The sequence below is a fragment of the Phytohabitans sp. LJ34 genome, from assembly GCF_052068095.1.
GTDB lineage: Bacteria > Actinomycetota > Actinomycetes > Mycobacteriales > Micromonosporaceae > Phytohabitans.
The window spans coordinates 123,293-139,923 of sequence record NZ_JBQHDG010000003.1; the positions used below are offsets into that span (position 1 = coordinate 123,293).

Genomic DNA, 16,631 nt, shown 5'->3' on the forward strand with positions numbered 1-16,631 from the left:
CGTCGTACCCGCGGGCTAGGCTCGCCTCGAACTGACATTGGGAGGGGGCAGGGTGTCGGAGCCGTCTTACGTGCATCTTCACGTACACACCGAGTACTCGATGCTCGACGGCGCCGCGCGGCTCAAGGATCTTTTCAGCGAGGCCAGGCGGCTGGAGATGCCGGCCCTCGCGATGACCGACCACGGCAACCTCTTCGGTGCCTACGACTTCTTCAAGCAGGCCACCGCCGCCGGCGTCAAGCCGATCATCGGTCTCGAGGCCTACCTGACACCGGGCACCGACCGGCGCGATCGCACCCGCGTGCGGTGGGCCGACGGCGGGGAAAACGACGTCTCCGGCGGTGGCGCCTACACGCACATGACGATGCTCGCCACCGACGCCGGCGGCCTGCAAAATCTCTTCCGCCTCGGGTCGTATTCGAGCCTGGAGGGCTACTTCTACAAGCCGCGCGCCGACCGCGAGCTGCTCCATCGATACGCCAAGGGCATCATCGCCACCACCGGCTGCCCGTCCGGCGAGATCCAGACCTGGCTGCGCATCGGCGACTTCGAGAAGGCGTGCGCGTCGGCGGCCGAGTTCCGCGACATCTTCGGCCCGGACAATTTCTACCTGGAGCTGATGGACCACGGGCTCGACATCGAGACCCGCGTCCGCGAAGACCTGATCCGGCTCGGCAAGCGGCTCAACCTCAAGCCGGTCGCCACCAACGACCTGCACTACACGTTCGACCGCGACGCCGACGCGCACGAGGTGCTGCTCTGCGTGCAGTCCGGCTCGACGATGGCCGACCCCAAGCGGTTCAAGTTCGACGCCCGCGACTTCTACCTCAAGTCGCCGGCCGAGATGCGCAAGCTGTGGGACGCCGAGGTGCCCGGCGCCTGCGACCACACGCTGGAGATCGCCGAAAAGATCGGCGACTACTCGGCGCTGTTCGCCGCGCGTAACCTCATGCCGCAGTTCCCGGTGCCGGCGGGTGAGACCGAGGAGTCGTTCCTGCGCAAGGAGGTCATGCGCGGGCTGGAGCGGCGCTTCCCCAGCGGCGTGCCCGACGACCGGCGCGCCCAGGCGGAGTACGAGCTGGACGTCATCATCAAGATGGGCTTCCCGGGCTACTTCCTGGTGACCGCCGACCTCGTGGCGTACGCGAAGCGTGAGGGCATCCGGGTCGGCCCGGGCCGCGGATCGGCGGCGGGCGCGCTCATCGCGTACGCGCTGGGCATCACCGAGCTCGACCCGATGCAGCACGGCCTGCTGTTCGAGCGGTTCCTCAACCCCGACCGCATCTCGATGCCCGACATCGACATGGACTTCGACGAGCGCCGGCGCGGCGACATGATCCGGTACGCGACGGAGAAGTACGGCGAGGAGCGGGTCGCGCAGATCATCACGTACGGCACGATCAAGGCGAAGGCCGCGATCAAGGACGCGGCCCGGGTGCTCGGTTACCCGTTCGCGATGGGCGACAAGATCACCAAGGCGATGCCGCCGGCGGTGATGGGCAAGGACATCCCGCTCGGCGGCATCTTCGACTCCAGCCACCCGCGCTACCCCGAGGCGGTCGAGTTCCGCCAGCTCTACGACGGCGACGCCGAGGTGCAAAAGATCGTCGACACCGCCAAGGGCCTCGAAGGGCTCAAGCGGCAGTGGGGCGTGCACGCGGCCGGCGTGATCCTTTCCCGCGACCCGCTCGTCGACGTGCTGCCGATCCACAAGCGCGAGCAGGACGGCGCGATCATCACCCAGTGGGACATGGGCGCCTGCGAGTCCATCGGCCTGCTCAAGATGGACTTCCTGGGCCTGCGAAACCTCACGATCCTCGATGATTGCCTCGACGCGATCCGTGACAACCGCGGCATCGACCTGGTGCTCGAAGACCTGCCGCTCGACGACAAGCCGACCTACGAGCTGCTCGCCCGCGGCGACACGCTCGGCGTCTTCCAGTTCGACGGCGGGCCGATGCGGGCGCTGCTGCGCTCGATGGTCCCGGACAACTTCGAAGACATCTCCGCCGTGGGCGCGCTCTACCGCCCCGGCCCGATGGGCGCCAACGCGCACAACGACTACGCCGACCGTAAGAACAACCGCAAGCCGGTCGTGCCGATCCACCCCGAGCTGGCCGACTCGCTGAAAGACATCCTGGGCGACACCTACGGGCTGATCGTCTACCAGGAGCAGGTCATGGCGATCGCGCAGAAGGTGGCCGGCTACACGCTCGGCAAAGCAGACCTGCTGCGCCGCGCGATGGGCAAGAAGAAGAAGGAGATCCTCGACAAGGAGTTCGCGCCCTTCGCCGCCGGCATGAAGGACAACGGCTACTCCGACGCGGCGATCAAGACGCTGTGGGACATCCTCGTCCCGTTCTCCGACTACGCGTTCAACAAGGCACACTCCGCGGCGTACGGCGTGGTGTCCTACTGGACCGCCTACCTCAAGGCCAACTACCCCGCCGAGTACATGAGCGGCTTGCTCACGAGCGTCGGCGACGACAAGGACAAGTCCGCGGTCTACCTGGCCGAGTGCCGGCGCATGGGCATCAAGGTGCTGCCGCCCGACGTCAACGAGTCGATGGCCCGGTTCGCCGCCGTGGGGGAGGACATCCGCTTCGGCCTGGCCGCGGTGCGCAACGTCGGCACCAACGTGGTCGAGGCGATCATGCGGTGCCGCAAGGAAAAGGGCGCGTACACCGACTTCTACGACTTCCTGCGCAAGGTCGACGCCGTGGCCTGCAACAAGAAGACCATCGAATCGCTGATCAAGGCGGGCGCGTTCGACTCGATGGGCCACCCGCGCAAGGGCCTGCTCGCGGTGCACGCCGACGCGATCGACTCGTTCCTCGACATCAAGAAAAACGAGGCGATCGGGCAGTACGACCTCTTCGGCGACGCGTTCGGCGGCGGTGACGACGCGGCCGGCGGCGGCATGGTGGTCACACCGCAGATCCCGGCCGGCGAGTGGGACAAGGGCGACCTGCTCACGTTCGAGCGCGAGATGCTCGGCCTCTACGTCTCCGACCACCCGCTCTTCGGCGTCGAGCACGTGCTCAGCGCCGCCGCCGACATGTCCATCTCCGCGCTCGCCGAGGAGGGCTCGGTCGGCGACGGCGCGGTGGTCACCCTCGCCGGCATCCTCTCCGGCGTGCAGCGGCGCATCACCAAGCAGGGGCGGGCCTGGGCCTCGGCCACGCTGGAAGACCTGGGCGGCGCCGTCGAGGTGCTGTTCTTCCCCAACACGTACGAGATCGTCGGGCAGTACATCGCCGAGGACGCGATCGTCGTGGTGAAGGGCCGGGTCGACCGGCGCGACGACCAGCCGCGGCTGATGGCCATGGACATGTCACTGCCCGACATCACCGCGGCCGACGAGATCAAGCCGGTCGTGCTGGCGCTGCCGCCGTCGCGGTGCACGCCGCCGATGGTCGAGCGCCTGCGCGAGGTGTTGAGCAGCCACCCGGGCAAGGCCGAGGTGCACGTCAAGCTCGTCAACGGCTCACGCGCCACGCTGCTGCGGCTCGGCCCCACCCGGGTCGCGCCGACCACCGCGCTGATGGCCGACCTCAAGGCACTCCTCGGCCCCGCCGCGGTCGCGGGCTGATGTGCCGGTGGCCGCTCGGGCCTGAGAGGATCGGGCCGTGAGCGAGCATCCGAATGGGCGGCCCGAGCCGAAGCGCAAGGGGTGGCCCACGGCGCTGGTCGGCCTCGTTCTGGCGCTCGTTCTGGCCGCTCTCGGCGCGCCGCTCGGCTGGCTGTGGACGGCGCTGGCCCCCGACGTGCCCCTGATCAAGACCGAGGGCGGCGCCCGCCTGACCGACCCGCAGCCGGAGGAGTTCGTGGCCGCGGACGGGTGGTTCACGCTGCTCGGGCTGGGCTTCGGCATCCTCGCGGCCATCGTGGTCTGGGCGCTGCTGCGCCGCCACCGCGGCCCGGTCCTGCTGCTCGGCCTGACGGTGGGCACCGTCGGCGCGGCGCTCGTCGCCTGGTGGGTGGGCACGCTCGCGCACGGCGACTTCGAGCGGCTGGCCGCGAGCGCGCCGGTCGGCACCCCGCTCAGCCAGCCGGCCGAGCTGCGGGCCGGCGGGTTCGAGTGGTTGTGGGGGTTCGTCCCGACGCTCCAGGGCGACGTCCTGCTGCCGGCGTTCGGTGCCGTGGTCATGTACACGCTGCTGGCCGGCTGGTCCCGCTACCCCTCGCTGGTGCCCGAGCCCGAGCCGGCGGCGCCCCTCGCGCTGGAGGCCGCCCCGGAGCTGGTGGCCGACCACGCCTGGCAGCCTCCGCCGGACGTGCCGCGCCTGCCGGCGGGCCCCGACTGGCGCCCCCAGCCGCTCAACGGCATGGGCATCGACGGCCCGGCGAAGGACCCGATGCCCGGCGCCGGCCCCTGGGCCTCCCCACCGCACGGCCCCGCCGCGCCACCCAGCTGAGGTCCGCCGACCGCGAAGATCCAACCCAAGATCAAGATATGGGCTACCGCGACGTCCGCCGTGGTCCATGCCGTTGCTCCCGCGGCCTCACCCGTCCGCCGCTGGTCACGCTGACGGTGTGTGCGGCGCACGAGGCGAGATCTCGGTGAGTTAGGGCGCCTCGACTTTCGGAGTTCGCTCCTGTCGGGTTGTTGGTGGTTGCGGTTAGTGCGCCTCCGGCGGGGCCTCGGGCTCCGGACGGGGCCGCCTGGCCCTTGTTCGCGTTCTTGGTGGCCGTGGCCCGCCAGCCGCCGTCTGATCGTTGCGCCCGCCGCGGCCCCGCGTCTCCCAGGTGACGGGACGATCGGCTCAGGATTTGGACGGCGCGGTGATCGTTAGCCCGAAACCCGTGTGACACGCGGGCACGGACGCGGGTTTTGGGCTAACGATCACCGAAGCGTGGTGGGCACCGGGCTTGCGAAGCCTTGCCCCCAAGATCTCGAAGCCCGGCCCCCGGGCTGGTGACGCTGCGTCAGGATGCTGGCGGTGGTGGGGGCTTGTCCCGCGGAGCTGGCAGTGGACGGCCGGGGGTTTCGGCTCGCCCCGCGAGCCGCCGGCCGGGAGCGGTGCCCGCGGGAGCATGCGGTCCGCAGCTGACGCGGACCTGGGAAAATCTGCCTCGAAGCACCGCCACGACGGACAGCGCCGCCGACCCCGAAGCTCTAGTTGGCGCTGATCGGGACGGCCAGCTCGGCCAAGGGGACGGGCACGGCCCGCACGCGGCCGAGCAGGGCGGCCTCCCTGTTGAGGAGGCGCAGCTCGGAGCGGAGGCGGGCGGCCGTGTCGTCGGCCGCCAGCAGGCGCTGGCGGTCTTCGACGGTGAGCGCGGCCGTGGCGGCGACGAGGTGGGACAGGACGGTGGGGTCTTCGGGCAGCTGCTCGCTGACCTCGGCCAGGTCGACAGTGTCGTCGGTGTCGCCGTCGGCGCGCATCAGGCGCAGGTAGCGCCGGAACACCGACAGCACCCGCGGGGCCAGCAGGTCGGCGAGGTCTTCCTGCCCGCCCGGCTCGGGAAGCCACTCGACCTCGCCGGTCAGGTAGGGCTGGGAGTCGCTGTCGACGTCGGTGAGGCGGAAGCGGCGGCGGCCGACGGTGACGATGTCGAACCGCCCGTCGGGCAGCTCGGTCACCTGGCGCAGCTCCGCCGTGCACCCCACCTCGTGCAGGCTCACGTCGGCGGCCGGCGCGCTCGCGCCGGGGGCGGTGGAGAGCGGGGCCTCCCACCCGCGGCGGATCGCCACCACGCCGAACTCGCGGGGCGTGCCGTCGGGCAGCGCGACAAGGTGGCGCACCAGCTCGCGGTAGCGCTCCTCGAAGATGTGCAGGGGAAGGACGAGACCGGGGAAGAGCACAGTGCCCAACGGAAAGACCGGCAGCCGCGGACTCATCCAGAAAGCCTAACGGAGGAATCTCAAGGCCTGGACCGGCCGGACGGGCGCGCCGGGGTGCCACAAACCGCCGCATAGACTCGGTACGTGCTCAACCGGATCGACCTGCGCGGCGGTGCCACCGACCCGCGCGGCCTGCTGCCCCGTGCCCAGCTCGACGTCTCCGCCGCGGTGGAGACGATCCGCCCGGTCGTGGAGGCGGTGCGCGAGCATGGGTTCGCCGCGGTCCGGGAGGCGACCGAGCGCTTCGACGGGGTGCGGCTGGAGCGGCTTCGGGTGCCGGCCGAGGCGATCGAGGCCGCGGCAGCCCATCTCGACCCCGAGGTGCGGGCCGCGCTGACCGAGGCGATCACCCGGGCCCGCAAGGTGCACACCGACCAGCGGCGCGCCGACGTGACCACGCAGGTGGTGCCGGGCGGCACGGTCACCGAGCGGTGGGTGCCGGTGAGCCGCGTGGGGCTGTATGTGCCGGGTGGCCTCGCGATGTACCCGTCGACCGTGGTCATGAACGTCGTGCCCGCCCAGGTCGCCGGCGTCGAGGGCCTGGTGATCACCAGCCCGCCCCAGGTCGACAACGGCGGGCTGCCCGACGCGCGGGTGCTCGCCGCGTGCGCGCTGCTCGGCGTCGACGAGGTCTACTCGGTCGGCGGCGCCCAGGCCATCGCCATGCTGGCGTATGGCGTGGAGGGCCACTGCGAGCCGGTCGACATGATCACCGGGCCGGGCAATATCTGGGTCACCGCGGCCAAGCGGCTGCTCCGCGGGGTGGTGGGCATCGACGCCGAGGCCGGCCCGACCGAGATCGCGATCCTCGCCGACGACACCGCCGACCCGGTGCACGTGGCCGCCGACCTGATCAGCCAGGCCGAGCACGACCCGCTCGCCGCGAGCGTGCTCGTCACGCCCTCCGCGGCGCTGGTCGAGGCGGTCGAGGTCGAGCTGACTCGCCAGGTGGCCGCCACCAAGCACGCCGGCCGCATCACCGAGGCGCTGACCGGTCCGCAGTCGGGCGCCGTGCTCGTCGACGACCTGGAGCAGGGCCTGCGCGTGGTGGACGCCTACGCGGCCGAGCACCTGGAGGTCCAGACCGTCGACGCGCGGGCCTGGGCGCTCCGCGTCCGCAACGCCGGCGCGGTCTTCGTCGGCGCGTGGTCACCGGTGTCGCTCGGCGACTACCTCGCCGGGTCCAACCACGTGCTCCCCACCGGCGGCTGCGCACGCCACTCCTCGGGGCTGTCGGTGCAGTCGTTCCTACGCGGCATCCACGTGATCGAGTACGGCGAGGCGGCCCTGCGCGACGTGGCCGGCAAGGTGGTCACGCTCGCCAACGTCGAAGACCTGCCGGCGCACGGCCAAGCGGTGGAGGCGCGGTTCAGGTGAGTCTCCCCATCCGCGACGACCTGCGCGGGCTCACGCCTTATGGCGCGCCTCAGCTCGACGTGCCGGTCCGGCTCAACACCAACGAAAACTCGTACCCCGTGCCCGACGCGGTGGTCGAGGCGATCGGCAAGGCGCTCCAGGCCGAGCTGCGCGACCTCAACCGCTACCCCGACCGCGACGCGGTCGCGCTGCGGGCCGACCTCGCCGCCTACCTGGGGCACGGGCTCACCGGCGAGCGGGTCTGGGCCGCCAACGGGTCCAACGAGATCCAGCAGCAGCTGCTCCAGGTCTTCGCCGGCCCGGGGCGCACCGCGCTCGGCTTCACCCCGGCCTACTCGATGCATCCGCTCCTCGCCAAGGGCACCGGCACGGCCTGGGTCGACGGCTACCGGGCCGAAGACTTCGGGCTCAGCGCGGCCCACGCGGTCGAGCAGGTCGAGCGCCACCGCCCCGACATCGTGTTCCTCTGCTCGCCCAACAACCCTACCGGCACCGCCCTCGACCCGGCCGTGGTCACCGCTGTGCTCGACGCGGCGCGCGGGATGGTGGTGGTCGACGAGGCGTACGCGGAGTTCGCCCGGCCCGGCACCCCGAGCGCGCTGAGCGTGCTGCCCGGCCACCCGCGGCTCGTGGTGACCCGCACGATGAGCAAGGCGTTCGGGTTCGCCGGCGGGCGGCTGGGCTACCTCGCGGCCGACCCCGAGGTGGTCGACGCGGTGCAGCTCGTGCGCCTGCCGTACCATCTCTCCTCGCTCACCCAGGCCGCCGCCCGCGCGGCGCTCGCCCACCGCGGCGCGCTGCTGGCCACCGTCGAGGCGATCAAAGAGCAGCGCGACCGCATCGTCACCACGCTCCGGTCGCGCGGCTTCCGGGTCGCCGACAGCGACGCCAATTTCGTCTTGTACTCCACCGGTGGCGACCAGAAAAAGGCATGGCGTGAGCTGCTCGACCGTGGTGTGCTCGTGCGCGATGTCGGCCTGCCCGGCTGGCTGCGCGTGACCGCTGGGACGCCCGCGGAGACGGACGCCTTCCTTTCGTCAGTGGAGGTCCTTCCTTGAGTCGCACCGCCCGCATCGAGCGGATCACCAAAGAGACCAAGGTGCTCGTCGAGATCGACCTCGACGGCAGCGGCAAGGGCGAGATCAGCACCGGGGTCGGCTTCTACGACCACATGCTCAACCAGATCGCGCGGCACGGCGGCTTCGACCTGACCGTCAACACCGTCGGCGACCTGGAGATCGACGCGCATCACACGATGGAGGACACCGCGCTCGCGCTGGGCGCGGCGTTCGCGGAGGCGCTCGGCGACAAGGCGGGCATCCGGCGGTACGGCTCGGCCGTCGTCCCCATGGACGAGGTGCTCGTGCAGGCCGCGGTCGACCTGTCCGGCCGGCCGTACGTGGTGCACGACGAGCCCGCCCTCGCCCCGTACATCGGGCCGGTCTACCCGACGAGCATGACCCGCCACGTGTGGGAGTCGTTCGGCCAGGCGGCGAAGGTGACGCTGCACGTGACCGTGCTGCGGGCCGCCCGCCCCGGCGGCCACCCCGACGCGCACCACGTGGTCGAGGGCCAGTTCAAGGCGGTGGCGAGGGCCCTGCGCGAGGCGACCTCGATCGACCCGCGTGCGGCGGGTGCGGTGCCGAGCACCAAGGGGACGCTGTGAGCTCCGTCGCCCCGGTCGCCCTGTTCGCACTCGCCGGCGTGCTGGCCGGTGGCGCATGGTCTTTGCACAAGCAGGGTGCCGCGCGGGCCGCGGTCGGCGTCGTCGCGGTGCTCGCCGCGCTCGCGGCCGGCGGTGGCCTGTTGTGGCTGATGCCGGGGGAGGGCTGACATGGCGCCCAGCGTGGTGGTCCTCGACTACGGCTCGGGCAACCTGCGCTCCGCCGAGCGGGCCCTGGCGCGGGCTGGCGGCGACGTGACGGTCACGCCCGACCTCGACGCGGCCGCCGCCGCGGACGGCCTCGTCGTGCCGGGTGTCGGTGCGTTCGCGGCGTGCATGGCCGGCGTCGACAAGCTGGGCGCCGGGCCGGTCATCGCCGAGCGGGTCGCCGCCGGGCGTCCGGTGCTCGGCATCTGCGTCGGCGCCCAGATCCTCTTCGAGTACGGCGACGAGCACGGCACCGTCACCCAAGGCATCGGCCTGATCCCCGGCGGCGTGACCCGGCTGCCCGCCGAGCGCGTGCCGCACATGGGGTGGAACACTGTCGAGCCGGCCGCCGGCTCGGTGCTCTTCGCCGGGATGGCGCCGGGCACGCGGTTCTACTTCGTCCACTCGTACGCGGCTTTCGGCTCGGGTCCGGGCGTGACCACGTGCACGCACGACGTGCCGTTCGTGGCGGCGGTCGAGCGGGGCTCGCTGTCGGCGACCCAGTTCCACCCGGAAAAGTCCGGCGACGCCGGTGCGGCGCTGCTGCGCAACTGGGTCGGGACGCTCGCCGGTGTCGCGTCCGGGGTGTCGGGTGGTGTCGCGTCGGCGCCGGGGGCGCCCGGGGTGTCGGGTGGTGTCGCGTCGGCGCCCGGGGTGCCCGGGGTGTCTGGCGGTGTCTAAGGAGCGGGCCAGACGCCGGGCCGAGCGGGAGGCGCTCGCGGCCCGGGAAAAGGCGAAGGCCGCTCGCCGGCGCCAGCGCCGTGACGCGCTGCGCCGCCTCAAGCCCACCCTGCCGCGCCGCCGCCGCACCGGCACCCTGCTCGCCCGCCGCAGCCGGGCGCAGCGGGCCGGCATCGTGGCGGTCTCCGCGGTGCTGATCGCCGCCACCTGGTTCCTCGTCGATCCGCTCGGCCTGCGCCTGGTGCTGATCGTCCTGCTTATGCTCGTCCTCCCGGCCGTCGTGGTGATCGCGCTCGGCCGCCGTACCTGATCGTTTTTGGAGCCTCCGTGAGCCTTGTCCTCCTCCCCGCCGTCGACGTCGCGGGCGGCCAGGCCGTCCGTCTCGTGCAGGGCGCCGCCGGCAGCGAGACCGTCTACGGCGACCCGCTCGACGCCGCCCTCGCCTGGCAGCGCGACGGCGCCTCGTGGGTCCACCTCGTCGACCTGGACGCCGCGTTCGGCCGGGGCTCCAACGCGGAGCAGCTGGCGGAGGTCGTGGGCCGGCTCGACGTCGACGTGGAGCTGTCCGGTGGCATCCGCGACGACGAGTCGCTGCGCCGCGCGCTCGACACCGGCGCTGCCCGGGTCAACATCGGCACCGCCGCGCTGGAAAACCCTGAGTGGTGCGACCGGGTCGTGTCCGAGTACGGCGAGCGGGTCGCCATAGGGCTCGACGTCCGCGGCCACACCCTCTCGGCGCGCGGGTGGACCAAGGACGGCGGCGACCTCTTCGAGGTGCTGGAACGGCTGGAGAAGGCCGGCTGCCAGCGGTACGTGCTCACCGACGTGCACCGCGACGGCACGCTCACCGGCCCCAACCTCGACCTGCTCCGCGAGGTCTGCGCCCGCACCGACCGCCCGGTCATCGCCAGCGGTGGTGTGTCCACACTGGACGACCTGCGCGCGCTCGCCGGCCTGGAGTCCGAAGGCGTCGAGGGTGTCATCGTCGGCAAGGCGCTGTACGCGGGGGCGTTCACGGTGCCGGAGGCGCTGGCGGCACTGGCATGAGCGTGGCCGTGCGGGTGATTCCCTGCCTCGACGTGGACGCCGGCCGGGTGGTCAAGGGCGTCAACTTCGTCGACCTGCGCGACGCGGGCGACCCGGTCGAGCTGGCCGCCGCCTACGACGCGGCCGGCGCCGACGAGCTGACGTTCCTCGACGTGACCGCCTCGTCCGACGACCGCGGCACGATGCTCGACGTGGTGCGGCGCACCGCCGAGTCCGTCTTCATCCCGCTCACCGTCGGCGGGGGAGTCCGCTCGGTGGACAATGTGGACACTCTGCTCCGCGCCGGCGCCGACAAGGTGGGCGTCAACACCGCGGCGATCGCCCGCCCTTCACTCATAGCGGAGATCGCCGACCGGTTCGGCAACCAGGTGCTGGTGCTCTCGCTCGACGTGCGCGCCACACCCGACACGCCGAGCGGCTACGAGGTCACCACCCACGGCGGCCGGCGCGGCACCGGCATCGACGCGGTCGACTGGGCGCGGCGCGGCGCCGAGCTCGGCGCCGGCGAGATCCTGCTCAACTCGATGGACGCCGACGGCACCAAGGCCGGCTTCGACCTGCCGCTCATCCGCGCGGTCCGCGAGGTCGTCGAGATCCCGGTCATCGCCAGCGGCGGCGCCGGCGAGCGCGCCCACTTCCCGCCCGCGGTCGAGGCCGGCGCCGACGCGGTACTGGCGGCCAGCGTGTTCCACTTCGGCGAGCTGACGATCGGCGAGGTGAAGGAGACCCTGCGCGAGGCCGGCAACCCCGTGCGCTGACCCGCGGCTCAGCGCCATGACCCGGCCCGGCGTGGCCCGGCCCGGCGTGGCCCGGCCCGGCGTGGCCCGGCCCGGCGTGGCCCGGCCCGGCCGTTGACCCGTGGCCCAGCGGCCGGCCCGGCGCGGCCCGAGCCGGCCCGAGCCGGCGTGGCCCGAGCGGACCCGGGCCGGGCCCGGTCCGAGCCGGCCCGGCAGCGGTGAAGCCGGATTGAAGCACGGCCGTGGTACTGATCCGTTCATGCAGATCGCGATCGTGCTCTACCCGGGCCTGACGGCACTGGACGCCATCGGGCCCTACGAGGTGCTGCGGCTGCTGCCCGACGCCGAGGTACGGTTCGTCGCGGCGGAGCCCGGGCCGGTCGTCGCCGACAGCGGTGTGCTCTTCCTCGGCGCCACCCACGGCTACGCCGAGACGCCCCGACCGGACGTCGTGCTCGTCCCCGGGTCCGGCCCGCGAACCGCGACGACGATGGCCGACACCGCGCTGGGCGACTGGCTGCGGCAGGTACACGAGACCACACAGTGGACGACGTCGGTCTGCACCGGCGCGCTGATCCTCGCCGCCGCCGGCATCCTCGACGGGCAGCCAGCCACGACCCACTGGAACGTCGTCCGCGCCTTGGCGGCCATGGGCGCCGAGCCGCGTCCGGGGGAGCGGATCGTGCGGGCCGGCAAGGTGGTCACCGCCGCGGGCGTCTCCGCCGGCATCGACCTCGGCCTGTGGCTCGCCGGGGAGATCGCCGGCCGGGAGCACGCGGAGACGATCCAGCTGTACATCGAGTACGACCCGGATCCGCCCTTCGACGCCGGCCACCCGAGCAAGGCGAGCGCGGCCGTCCTAGGCAACGCCAAGGCGCTCGGCAGGAGGGTCGCGGTCAATCCGTCCGAGGCCCGCGCGGTGGCCACGGTCGCCTGGCGGCGGGTACTCACCAAGTTTCGCGAACGGCGGGGTGTGTCATGACGGGATTTCCCACCGACCCGGCGGGGCTGCCGGAGGCGACCGGGCCGGCGTTGCTGGAGCTGGCTCACGGCGACACCTTCGACCTGCGGATCGGTCCGGTGGCCAAGCGGCTCGGCGACGCCACCGTGCGCATGCTCGGCTACAACGGCTCGATCCCCGGCCCGACCCTCAAGGTGCCGCAGGGCGCCGAGATCCAGGTCGACGTCACCAACCGCGGCGACCTGGACACCACCGTCCACTGGCACGGCCTGCGCCTGGACAACAGGTACGACGGCGTGCCGCACGAGACACAGGCGCCCATCCCGGTGGGCGGCGGCTTCAGCTACCGGATCCAGTTTCCCGACCCCGGCCTGTACTGGTACCACCCGCACATCCGCGAGGACTACACCCAGGAGCTGGGCCTGTACGGCAACATCCTGGTGGTGCCCGCCGAGCCCGATTACTGGCCGCCGGTCGACCGGGAGTTCGTCCTCACGCTCGACGACCTGCTCGTCGAGGACGGCGCGATCGCCCCGTTCAGCACCACCGAGATCACGCACGTGGCCATGGGGCGCTACGGCACCGTGCTCCTGGTGGCGGGACAGACCGACCTCCAGCTGACCGCCGGCGCCGGCGACGTGGTGCGGCTGTGGCTCACGAACACGGCCAACACCCGGGTGTTCAACGTCCGCCTGCCGGGGGCCTGGATGAAGCTTGTCGGCGGCGACAGCGGCCGGATGGAACGCGCCGAGCTGGTCGACGAGGTGCTGCTGGCGCCGTCCGAGCGGGCGGTCGTCGACGTCCTCCTGGACCGGCCGGGCGAGCTGGCGTTGGAGCACCACACGCCGGGCCGGGTGCACCGCCTCGCCGCCGTGAAGGTGGGTGAGCGGCCGGCGGCGCCGTCGGTCGCCGCGCGTTTCGCGGTGCCGCGCGAAGCCCCGGAGCTGCGCGCCGAGCGGCAGCGGCTCGCCCGGTGGATCGCCGCCCCGCCGGACAAGACCCTGGCGCTCGTCGCCGAGATGGACGGCCAGGGCCATCACCATCATCACCATCACCACGGTCACGGCGACGGCGGCGGCATCGAGTGGGAAGACGAGATGGTGGACGTCAACCGGCAGACCACCACGGCCAACATGCGGTGGCGGATCGTCGACCGCGGCACCGGCGCTGCCAACGCCGAGATCGACTGGCGTTTCACCGTGGGTGAGCGAGTCAAGATCCGACTGGTGAACGAGATGGACTCCGACCATCCCATGCACCACCCGTTCCACATCCACGGCGCCGGCCGTTTCCTGGTGCTCACGCGCGACGGGGAGGTCGAGCCCAACCTCGTCTGGAAGGACACCGTGCTGATACGCACCGGGGAGGTCGTCGACATCCTCCTCGACGTGACCAACCCCGGGCTCTGGATGGCCCACTGCCACATCGCCGAACACATGCAGGGCGGCATGATGTTCAGCTTCGAGGTCACCCGCGACGCCGTAGCCGGCTGACCGCCGCCGCGGCTGACCGGTCCCAGCCGCGAAGCCGCGGCTGGCTGACCGGCGAGTGCCGCCAAAAGCCGCGGCTGACTGAGTGGTCGGTCAGGGGGCGAAGGCCGCGCGCACCGCCGCCGCGTAGTCGGGCTCGGTCAGGGTCCAGGTGGCGCTTGGGCCGGGTGGGCGGCTCCGGGTCAGGATGCCGTGCATGGTGTCGACGGTGCTGGAGAGGCCCGACCGCGGACGCGTGCGCCAGAGTGTCTCGCCGGTGGCCGTCAGGCGGAAGAAGCCATCCTGGACGGTGACCAGGTCGGCGCCGCACAAGCGCTGGATCGCGCTCTCCACCTCGTCGCGGGCGGGGATTGCATCCTGCAAATGCTCAGCGGTGGCGAGCAGCCCGGCCAGCGGGACGCCTTCGGGCCGGCGCGTGTTGGGTGACCTCAGGTGCCGGCCGGAGCCGCCGCCGATGACCACCGAGACGAAGATCCAAGCGTCGCTCCTATCCCAACCCGCCTCCGCCATGGCGACATCTTGCCTTGGTGGGCCCGCCTCCCGGAAGTCCATGTGATTTGCTGATCAGTATGCTGCTTCCTCGATCCGCGGACGCCACCCTCCACGATGGACAGTTCTTGCTGGCCGAGGGGGCCGGCCTCGGCGGGCCACCGGCGATCACCGCTCTGGTGCGTGAGCTGCTGCCCCTTCCGCTGAGCGACGGATCAGACCTGACTTTCCGGGTCGTAGCGGACGGGAGCCTGGGCGCCGAGGGATACCACCTGTCGGTCACCCCGGACGGGGTAACCGCGACCGCCGCGACCGAAGACGGGCTGCGCTGGGCGGTCCAGTCGCTCCTCCAGCTCGTGCCGGCCGGAGAGCCGCGCCGGCTGCCGTGCGTCGAGGTCACCGACCGCCCCGCGTACCCGTGGCGCGGCTCGCTGCTCGACGTCGCCCGCTGGTGCCACCCGATGCCGTTCCTGCGGCGGTACGTCGACCTGCTCGCCATGCACAAGCTCAACACCCTCCACCTGCACCTGACCGACGACCAGGGGTGGCGCTTCGAGGTGCGCAAGTACCCCCGGCTCACCGAGGTGGGCGGCTTCCGCCGCGAGTCACCGGCCGGGCACGCGCGGGAGGGGCGCTCCGACGGTGTACCCCACGGGGGTTTCTACACGCAGCGGGAGCTGAGCGACCTCGTCGCGTACGCCGCGCGGCGCGGGGTGCGGATCATGCCGGAGATCGACCTGCCCGGCCACACCCAGTCGGCGATCGCCGCCTACCCCGAGCTGGGCAACCTGCCCGGCCGCCAGCTCGAGACGCGTACCACATGGGGCATCTCGTCCCACATCCTCAACCTCTCCGACGCCACGCGCAGCTTCGTGCTCGACGTGCTCGACGAGGTGGTCGAGGTGTTCCCGTTCGAGTACGTGCACGTCGGCGGCGACGAGGTGCCCACCGAGGAGTGGCGGGCCAGCCCCGACGCGCTCGCCCGCGCGGCCGAGCTGGGCCTGGGCGACGTGGCCGACCTTCAGGGGTGGTTCACCGGGCTGCTCGCGGAGCACCTGGCCGCGCGCGGCCGCAAGGTGGGCGTGTGGGACGAGCTCGTCGACCGGCAGGCACCGCCCGGCGCCACGGTCTTCGCGTGGCAGGGCGAGCGCCGGGTGGGCGTGGCGCTGGCCGCCGGCCACCCGACCGTCGCGGCGCCGCAGAGCCATACGTACCTCGACTGGGCCGAGACGGTGGACGACCCGGACGAGCCGCTCGCGATCAACGGCCCGCTCCCGCTGGAGAAGGTGTACGGCTACCGGCCCGACGACGGCGTGATCGGCGTGCAGGGGCAGGTGTGGAGCGAGTACCTGCCGACGACCGACCTGGTGGAGTGGCGGGCGTTTCCGCGGCTGGCGGCGATCGCCGAGCTGGGGTGGAGCGGGCCGGGCGGCGACTTCGGCGAGTTTCGGCAGCGGCTAGCGGGCCACCTCGGCCGGCTCGACCGCATGGGGGTCCGCTACCGGCCGCTCTGACACCGTGAAGAGCGGGATGAACACGTGCGCGAGCGGCCCGATCGCCACCGCGTAGAGCACCGTCCCCACGCCCACGGTCCCGCCCAACAGCCAGCCCACCGCGAGCACCGTCACCTCGATCACCGTGCGCACCACGCGGATCGAGCGGCCCGGCTTCAGCGCCACGAAGCCGGTCATCAGCCCGTCCCGCGGCCCCGGGCCGAGGCGCGCGCCGATGTAGAGGCCGGTCGCGACGCCGTTGAGCACGATGCCGCCCACGAGAAACGCGATGCGTAGGGCGAGCGGCTCGGCGGTGGGCAGCACGGCCAGCAGCGCGTCCACGGCGAGGCCGATCACGACGACATTGGCCACCGTGCCGATGCCGGGGCGCTGGCGCAGCGGGATCCAGAGCAGCAGCACGGCCGCGCCGACCAGGATCACGATCCAGCCGAACCGCAGGCCGGTGACCTCGGAAAGCCCCTGGTGGAACACGTCCCACGGGTCGAGGCCGAGCCGCGACTCGATCATCAGGGCCATGCTGGCGCCGTAGAGCACCAGCCCGGCGAAGAGCTGTGTCAGCCGGCGAGTGGCCCGCTCGATCGTGAACATGGTGTCCACTCTCCGGCCAGATTGGTATC

Annotated in this window: 15 protein-coding genes and 1 pseudogene; 13 read left to right on the plus strand and 3 right to left on the minus strand. The window is 72.3% G+C overall.

Annotation, left to right across the window (positions count from 1 at the left end):
- Nucleotides 1-52: 52 nt before the first annotated feature.
- The gene (gene dnaE, locus ACTMTJ_RS05990) at nt 53-3,592 is read left to right on the plus strand and encodes a DNA polymerase III subunit alpha (RefSeq protein ID WP_441215067.1); all 3,540 of its coding nucleotides are present in this window, start codon (nt 53-55) and stop codon (nt 3,590-3,592) included.
- 37 nt (nt 3,593-3,629) lie between these two features.
- Entirely contained in the window at nt 3,630-4,418 is a 789-nt protein-coding gene (locus ACTMTJ_RS05995; protein WP_441215068.1) for a DUF2567 domain-containing protein, read from the plus strand.
- 701 nt (nt 4,419-5,119) lie between these two features.
- Here ACTMTJ_RS05995 and ACTMTJ_RS06000 read toward each other — a convergent pair.
- Entirely contained in the window at nt 5,120-5,845 is a 726-nt protein-coding gene (locus ACTMTJ_RS06000; RefSeq protein WP_441215070.1) for an LON peptidase substrate-binding domain-containing protein, read from the minus strand.
- Between the two features lie 87 nt (nt 5,846-5,932).
- Here ACTMTJ_RS06000 and hisD point away from each other — a divergent pair, with 87 nt between their 5' ends.
- From hisD to ACTMTJ_RS06050, 10 genes and pseudogenes are all read left to right on the plus strand, one after another.
- Nucleotides 5,933-7,225, plus strand: a complete 1,293-nt coding sequence (hisD, locus tag ACTMTJ_RS06005; RefSeq protein ID WP_441215071.1) for a histidinol dehydrogenase — start codon at nt 5,933-5,935, stop codon at nt 7,223-7,225.
- Nucleotides 7,222-8,283, plus strand: coding sequence for a histidinol-phosphate transaminase (locus ACTMTJ_RS06010; protein ID WP_441215072.1), 1,062 nt, complete (start codon nt 7,222-7,224; stop codon nt 8,281-8,283). The genes hisD and ACTMTJ_RS06010 overlap by 4 nt, the downstream gene beginning before the upstream one ends.
- Nucleotides 8,280-8,891, plus strand: a complete 612-nt coding sequence (gene hisB, locus ACTMTJ_RS06015; protein ID WP_441215073.1) for an imidazoleglycerol-phosphate dehydratase HisB — start codon at nt 8,280-8,282, stop codon at nt 8,889-8,891. The genes ACTMTJ_RS06010 and hisB overlap by 4 nt, the downstream gene beginning before the upstream one ends.
- Nucleotides 8,888-9,058: a hypothetical protein gene (locus ACTMTJ_RS06020; RefSeq protein WP_441215075.1), complete on the plus strand. Its 171-nt coding sequence runs from the start codon at nt 8,888-8,890 to the stop codon at nt 9,056-9,058. Before hisB ends, ACTMTJ_RS06020 begins: the two co-directional genes overlap by 4 nt.
- A gap of 1 nt (nt 9,059) precedes the next feature.
- A pseudogene (gene hisH / locus ACTMTJ_RS06025) lies at nt 9,060-9,689 on the plus strand (imidazole glycerol phosphate synthase subunit HisH); the annotation flags it as partial.
- A gap of 79 nt (nt 9,690-9,768) precedes the next feature.
- Nucleotides 9,769-10,086, plus strand: coding sequence for a hypothetical protein (locus ACTMTJ_RS06030; protein ID WP_441215076.1), 318 nt, complete (start codon nt 9,769-9,771; stop codon nt 10,084-10,086).
- A gap of 17 nt (nt 10,087-10,103) precedes the next feature.
- A complete protein-coding gene (priA, locus tag ACTMTJ_RS06035) occupies nt 10,104-10,823 on the plus strand; it encodes a bifunctional 1-(5-phosphoribosyl)-5-((5-phosphoribosylamino)methylideneamino)imidazole-4-carboxamide isomerase/phosphoribosylanthranilate isomerase PriA (protein WP_441215078.1) in 720 nt (239 codons plus the stop codon).
- Nucleotides 10,820-11,581: an imidazole glycerol phosphate synthase subunit HisF gene (hisF, locus tag ACTMTJ_RS06040; protein WP_441215079.1), complete on the plus strand. Its 762-nt coding sequence runs from the start codon at nt 10,820-10,822 to the stop codon at nt 11,579-11,581. The genes priA and hisF overlap by 4 nt, the downstream gene beginning before the upstream one ends.
- Before the next feature lie 238 nt (nt 11,582-11,819).
- Entirely contained in the window at nt 11,820-12,542 is a 723-nt protein-coding gene (locus tag ACTMTJ_RS06045) for a DJ-1/PfpI family protein (RefSeq protein WP_441215080.1), read from the plus strand.
- A complete protein-coding gene (locus ACTMTJ_RS06050; protein WP_441215081.1) occupies nt 12,539-14,014 on the plus strand; it encodes a multicopper oxidase family protein in 1,476 nt (491 codons plus the stop codon). Before ACTMTJ_RS06045 ends, ACTMTJ_RS06050 begins: the two co-directional genes overlap by 4 nt.
- 90 nt (nt 14,015-14,104) lie before the next feature.
- Here ACTMTJ_RS06050 and ACTMTJ_RS06055 read toward each other — a convergent pair whose 3' ends face one another.
- Nucleotides 14,105-14,521: a hypothetical protein gene (locus ACTMTJ_RS06055; protein WP_441215082.1), complete on the minus strand. Its 417-nt coding sequence runs from the start codon at nt 14,519-14,521 to the stop codon at nt 14,105-14,107.
- A gap of 59 nt (nt 14,522-14,580) precedes the next feature.
- Between ACTMTJ_RS06055 and ACTMTJ_RS06060 the strand changes: the two genes are divergently transcribed.
- Nucleotides 14,581-16,014 (plus strand): beta-N-acetylhexosaminidase, encoded by a 1,434-nt coding sequence (locus tag ACTMTJ_RS06060; RefSeq protein ID WP_441215083.1) that lies wholly within the window; start codon nt 14,581-14,583, stop codon nt 16,012-16,014.
- Here ACTMTJ_RS06060 and yczE read toward each other — a convergent pair.
- Complete coding sequence (yczE, locus tag ACTMTJ_RS06065) at nt 15,958-16,602, minus strand: membrane protein YczE (RefSeq protein ID WP_441215085.1); 645 nt, start codon at nt 16,600-16,602, stop codon at nt 15,958-15,960. The two genes, ACTMTJ_RS06060 and yczE, sit on opposite strands and share 57 nt — an antisense overlap.
- Between the last annotated feature and the right edge of the window lie 29 nt (nt 16,603-16,631).

Excerpts from the sequence above, each read along its gene's own strand:
- ACTMTJ_RS06000 (WP_441215070.1), bottom strand. The coding sequence starts at position 5,845 with ATGAGTCCGCGGCTGCCGGTCTTTCCGTTGGGCACTGTGCTCTTCCCC.
- hisF (WP_441215079.1), top strand. The coding sequence starts at position 10,820 with ATGAGCGTGGCCGTGCGGGTGATTCCCTGCCTCGACGTGGACGCCGGC.
- ACTMTJ_RS06045 (WP_441215080.1), top strand. The coding sequence starts at position 11,820 with ATGCAGATCGCGATCGTGCTCTACCCGGGCCTGACGGCACTGGACGCC.
- ACTMTJ_RS06050 (WP_441215081.1), top strand. The coding sequence starts at position 12,539 with ATGACGGGATTTCCCACCGACCCGGCGGGGCTGCCGGAGGCGACCGGG.
- ACTMTJ_RS06055 (WP_441215082.1), bottom strand. The coding sequence starts at position 14,521 with ATGGCGGAGGCGGGTTGGGATAGGAGCGACGCTTGGATCTTCGTCTCG.
- ACTMTJ_RS06060 (WP_441215083.1), top strand. The coding sequence starts at position 14,581 with ATGCTGCTTCCTCGATCCGCGGACGCCACCCTCCACGATGGACAGTTC.
- yczE (WP_441215085.1), bottom strand. The coding sequence starts at position 16,602 with ATGTTCACGATCGAGCGGGCCACTCGCCGGCTGACACAGCTCTTCGCC.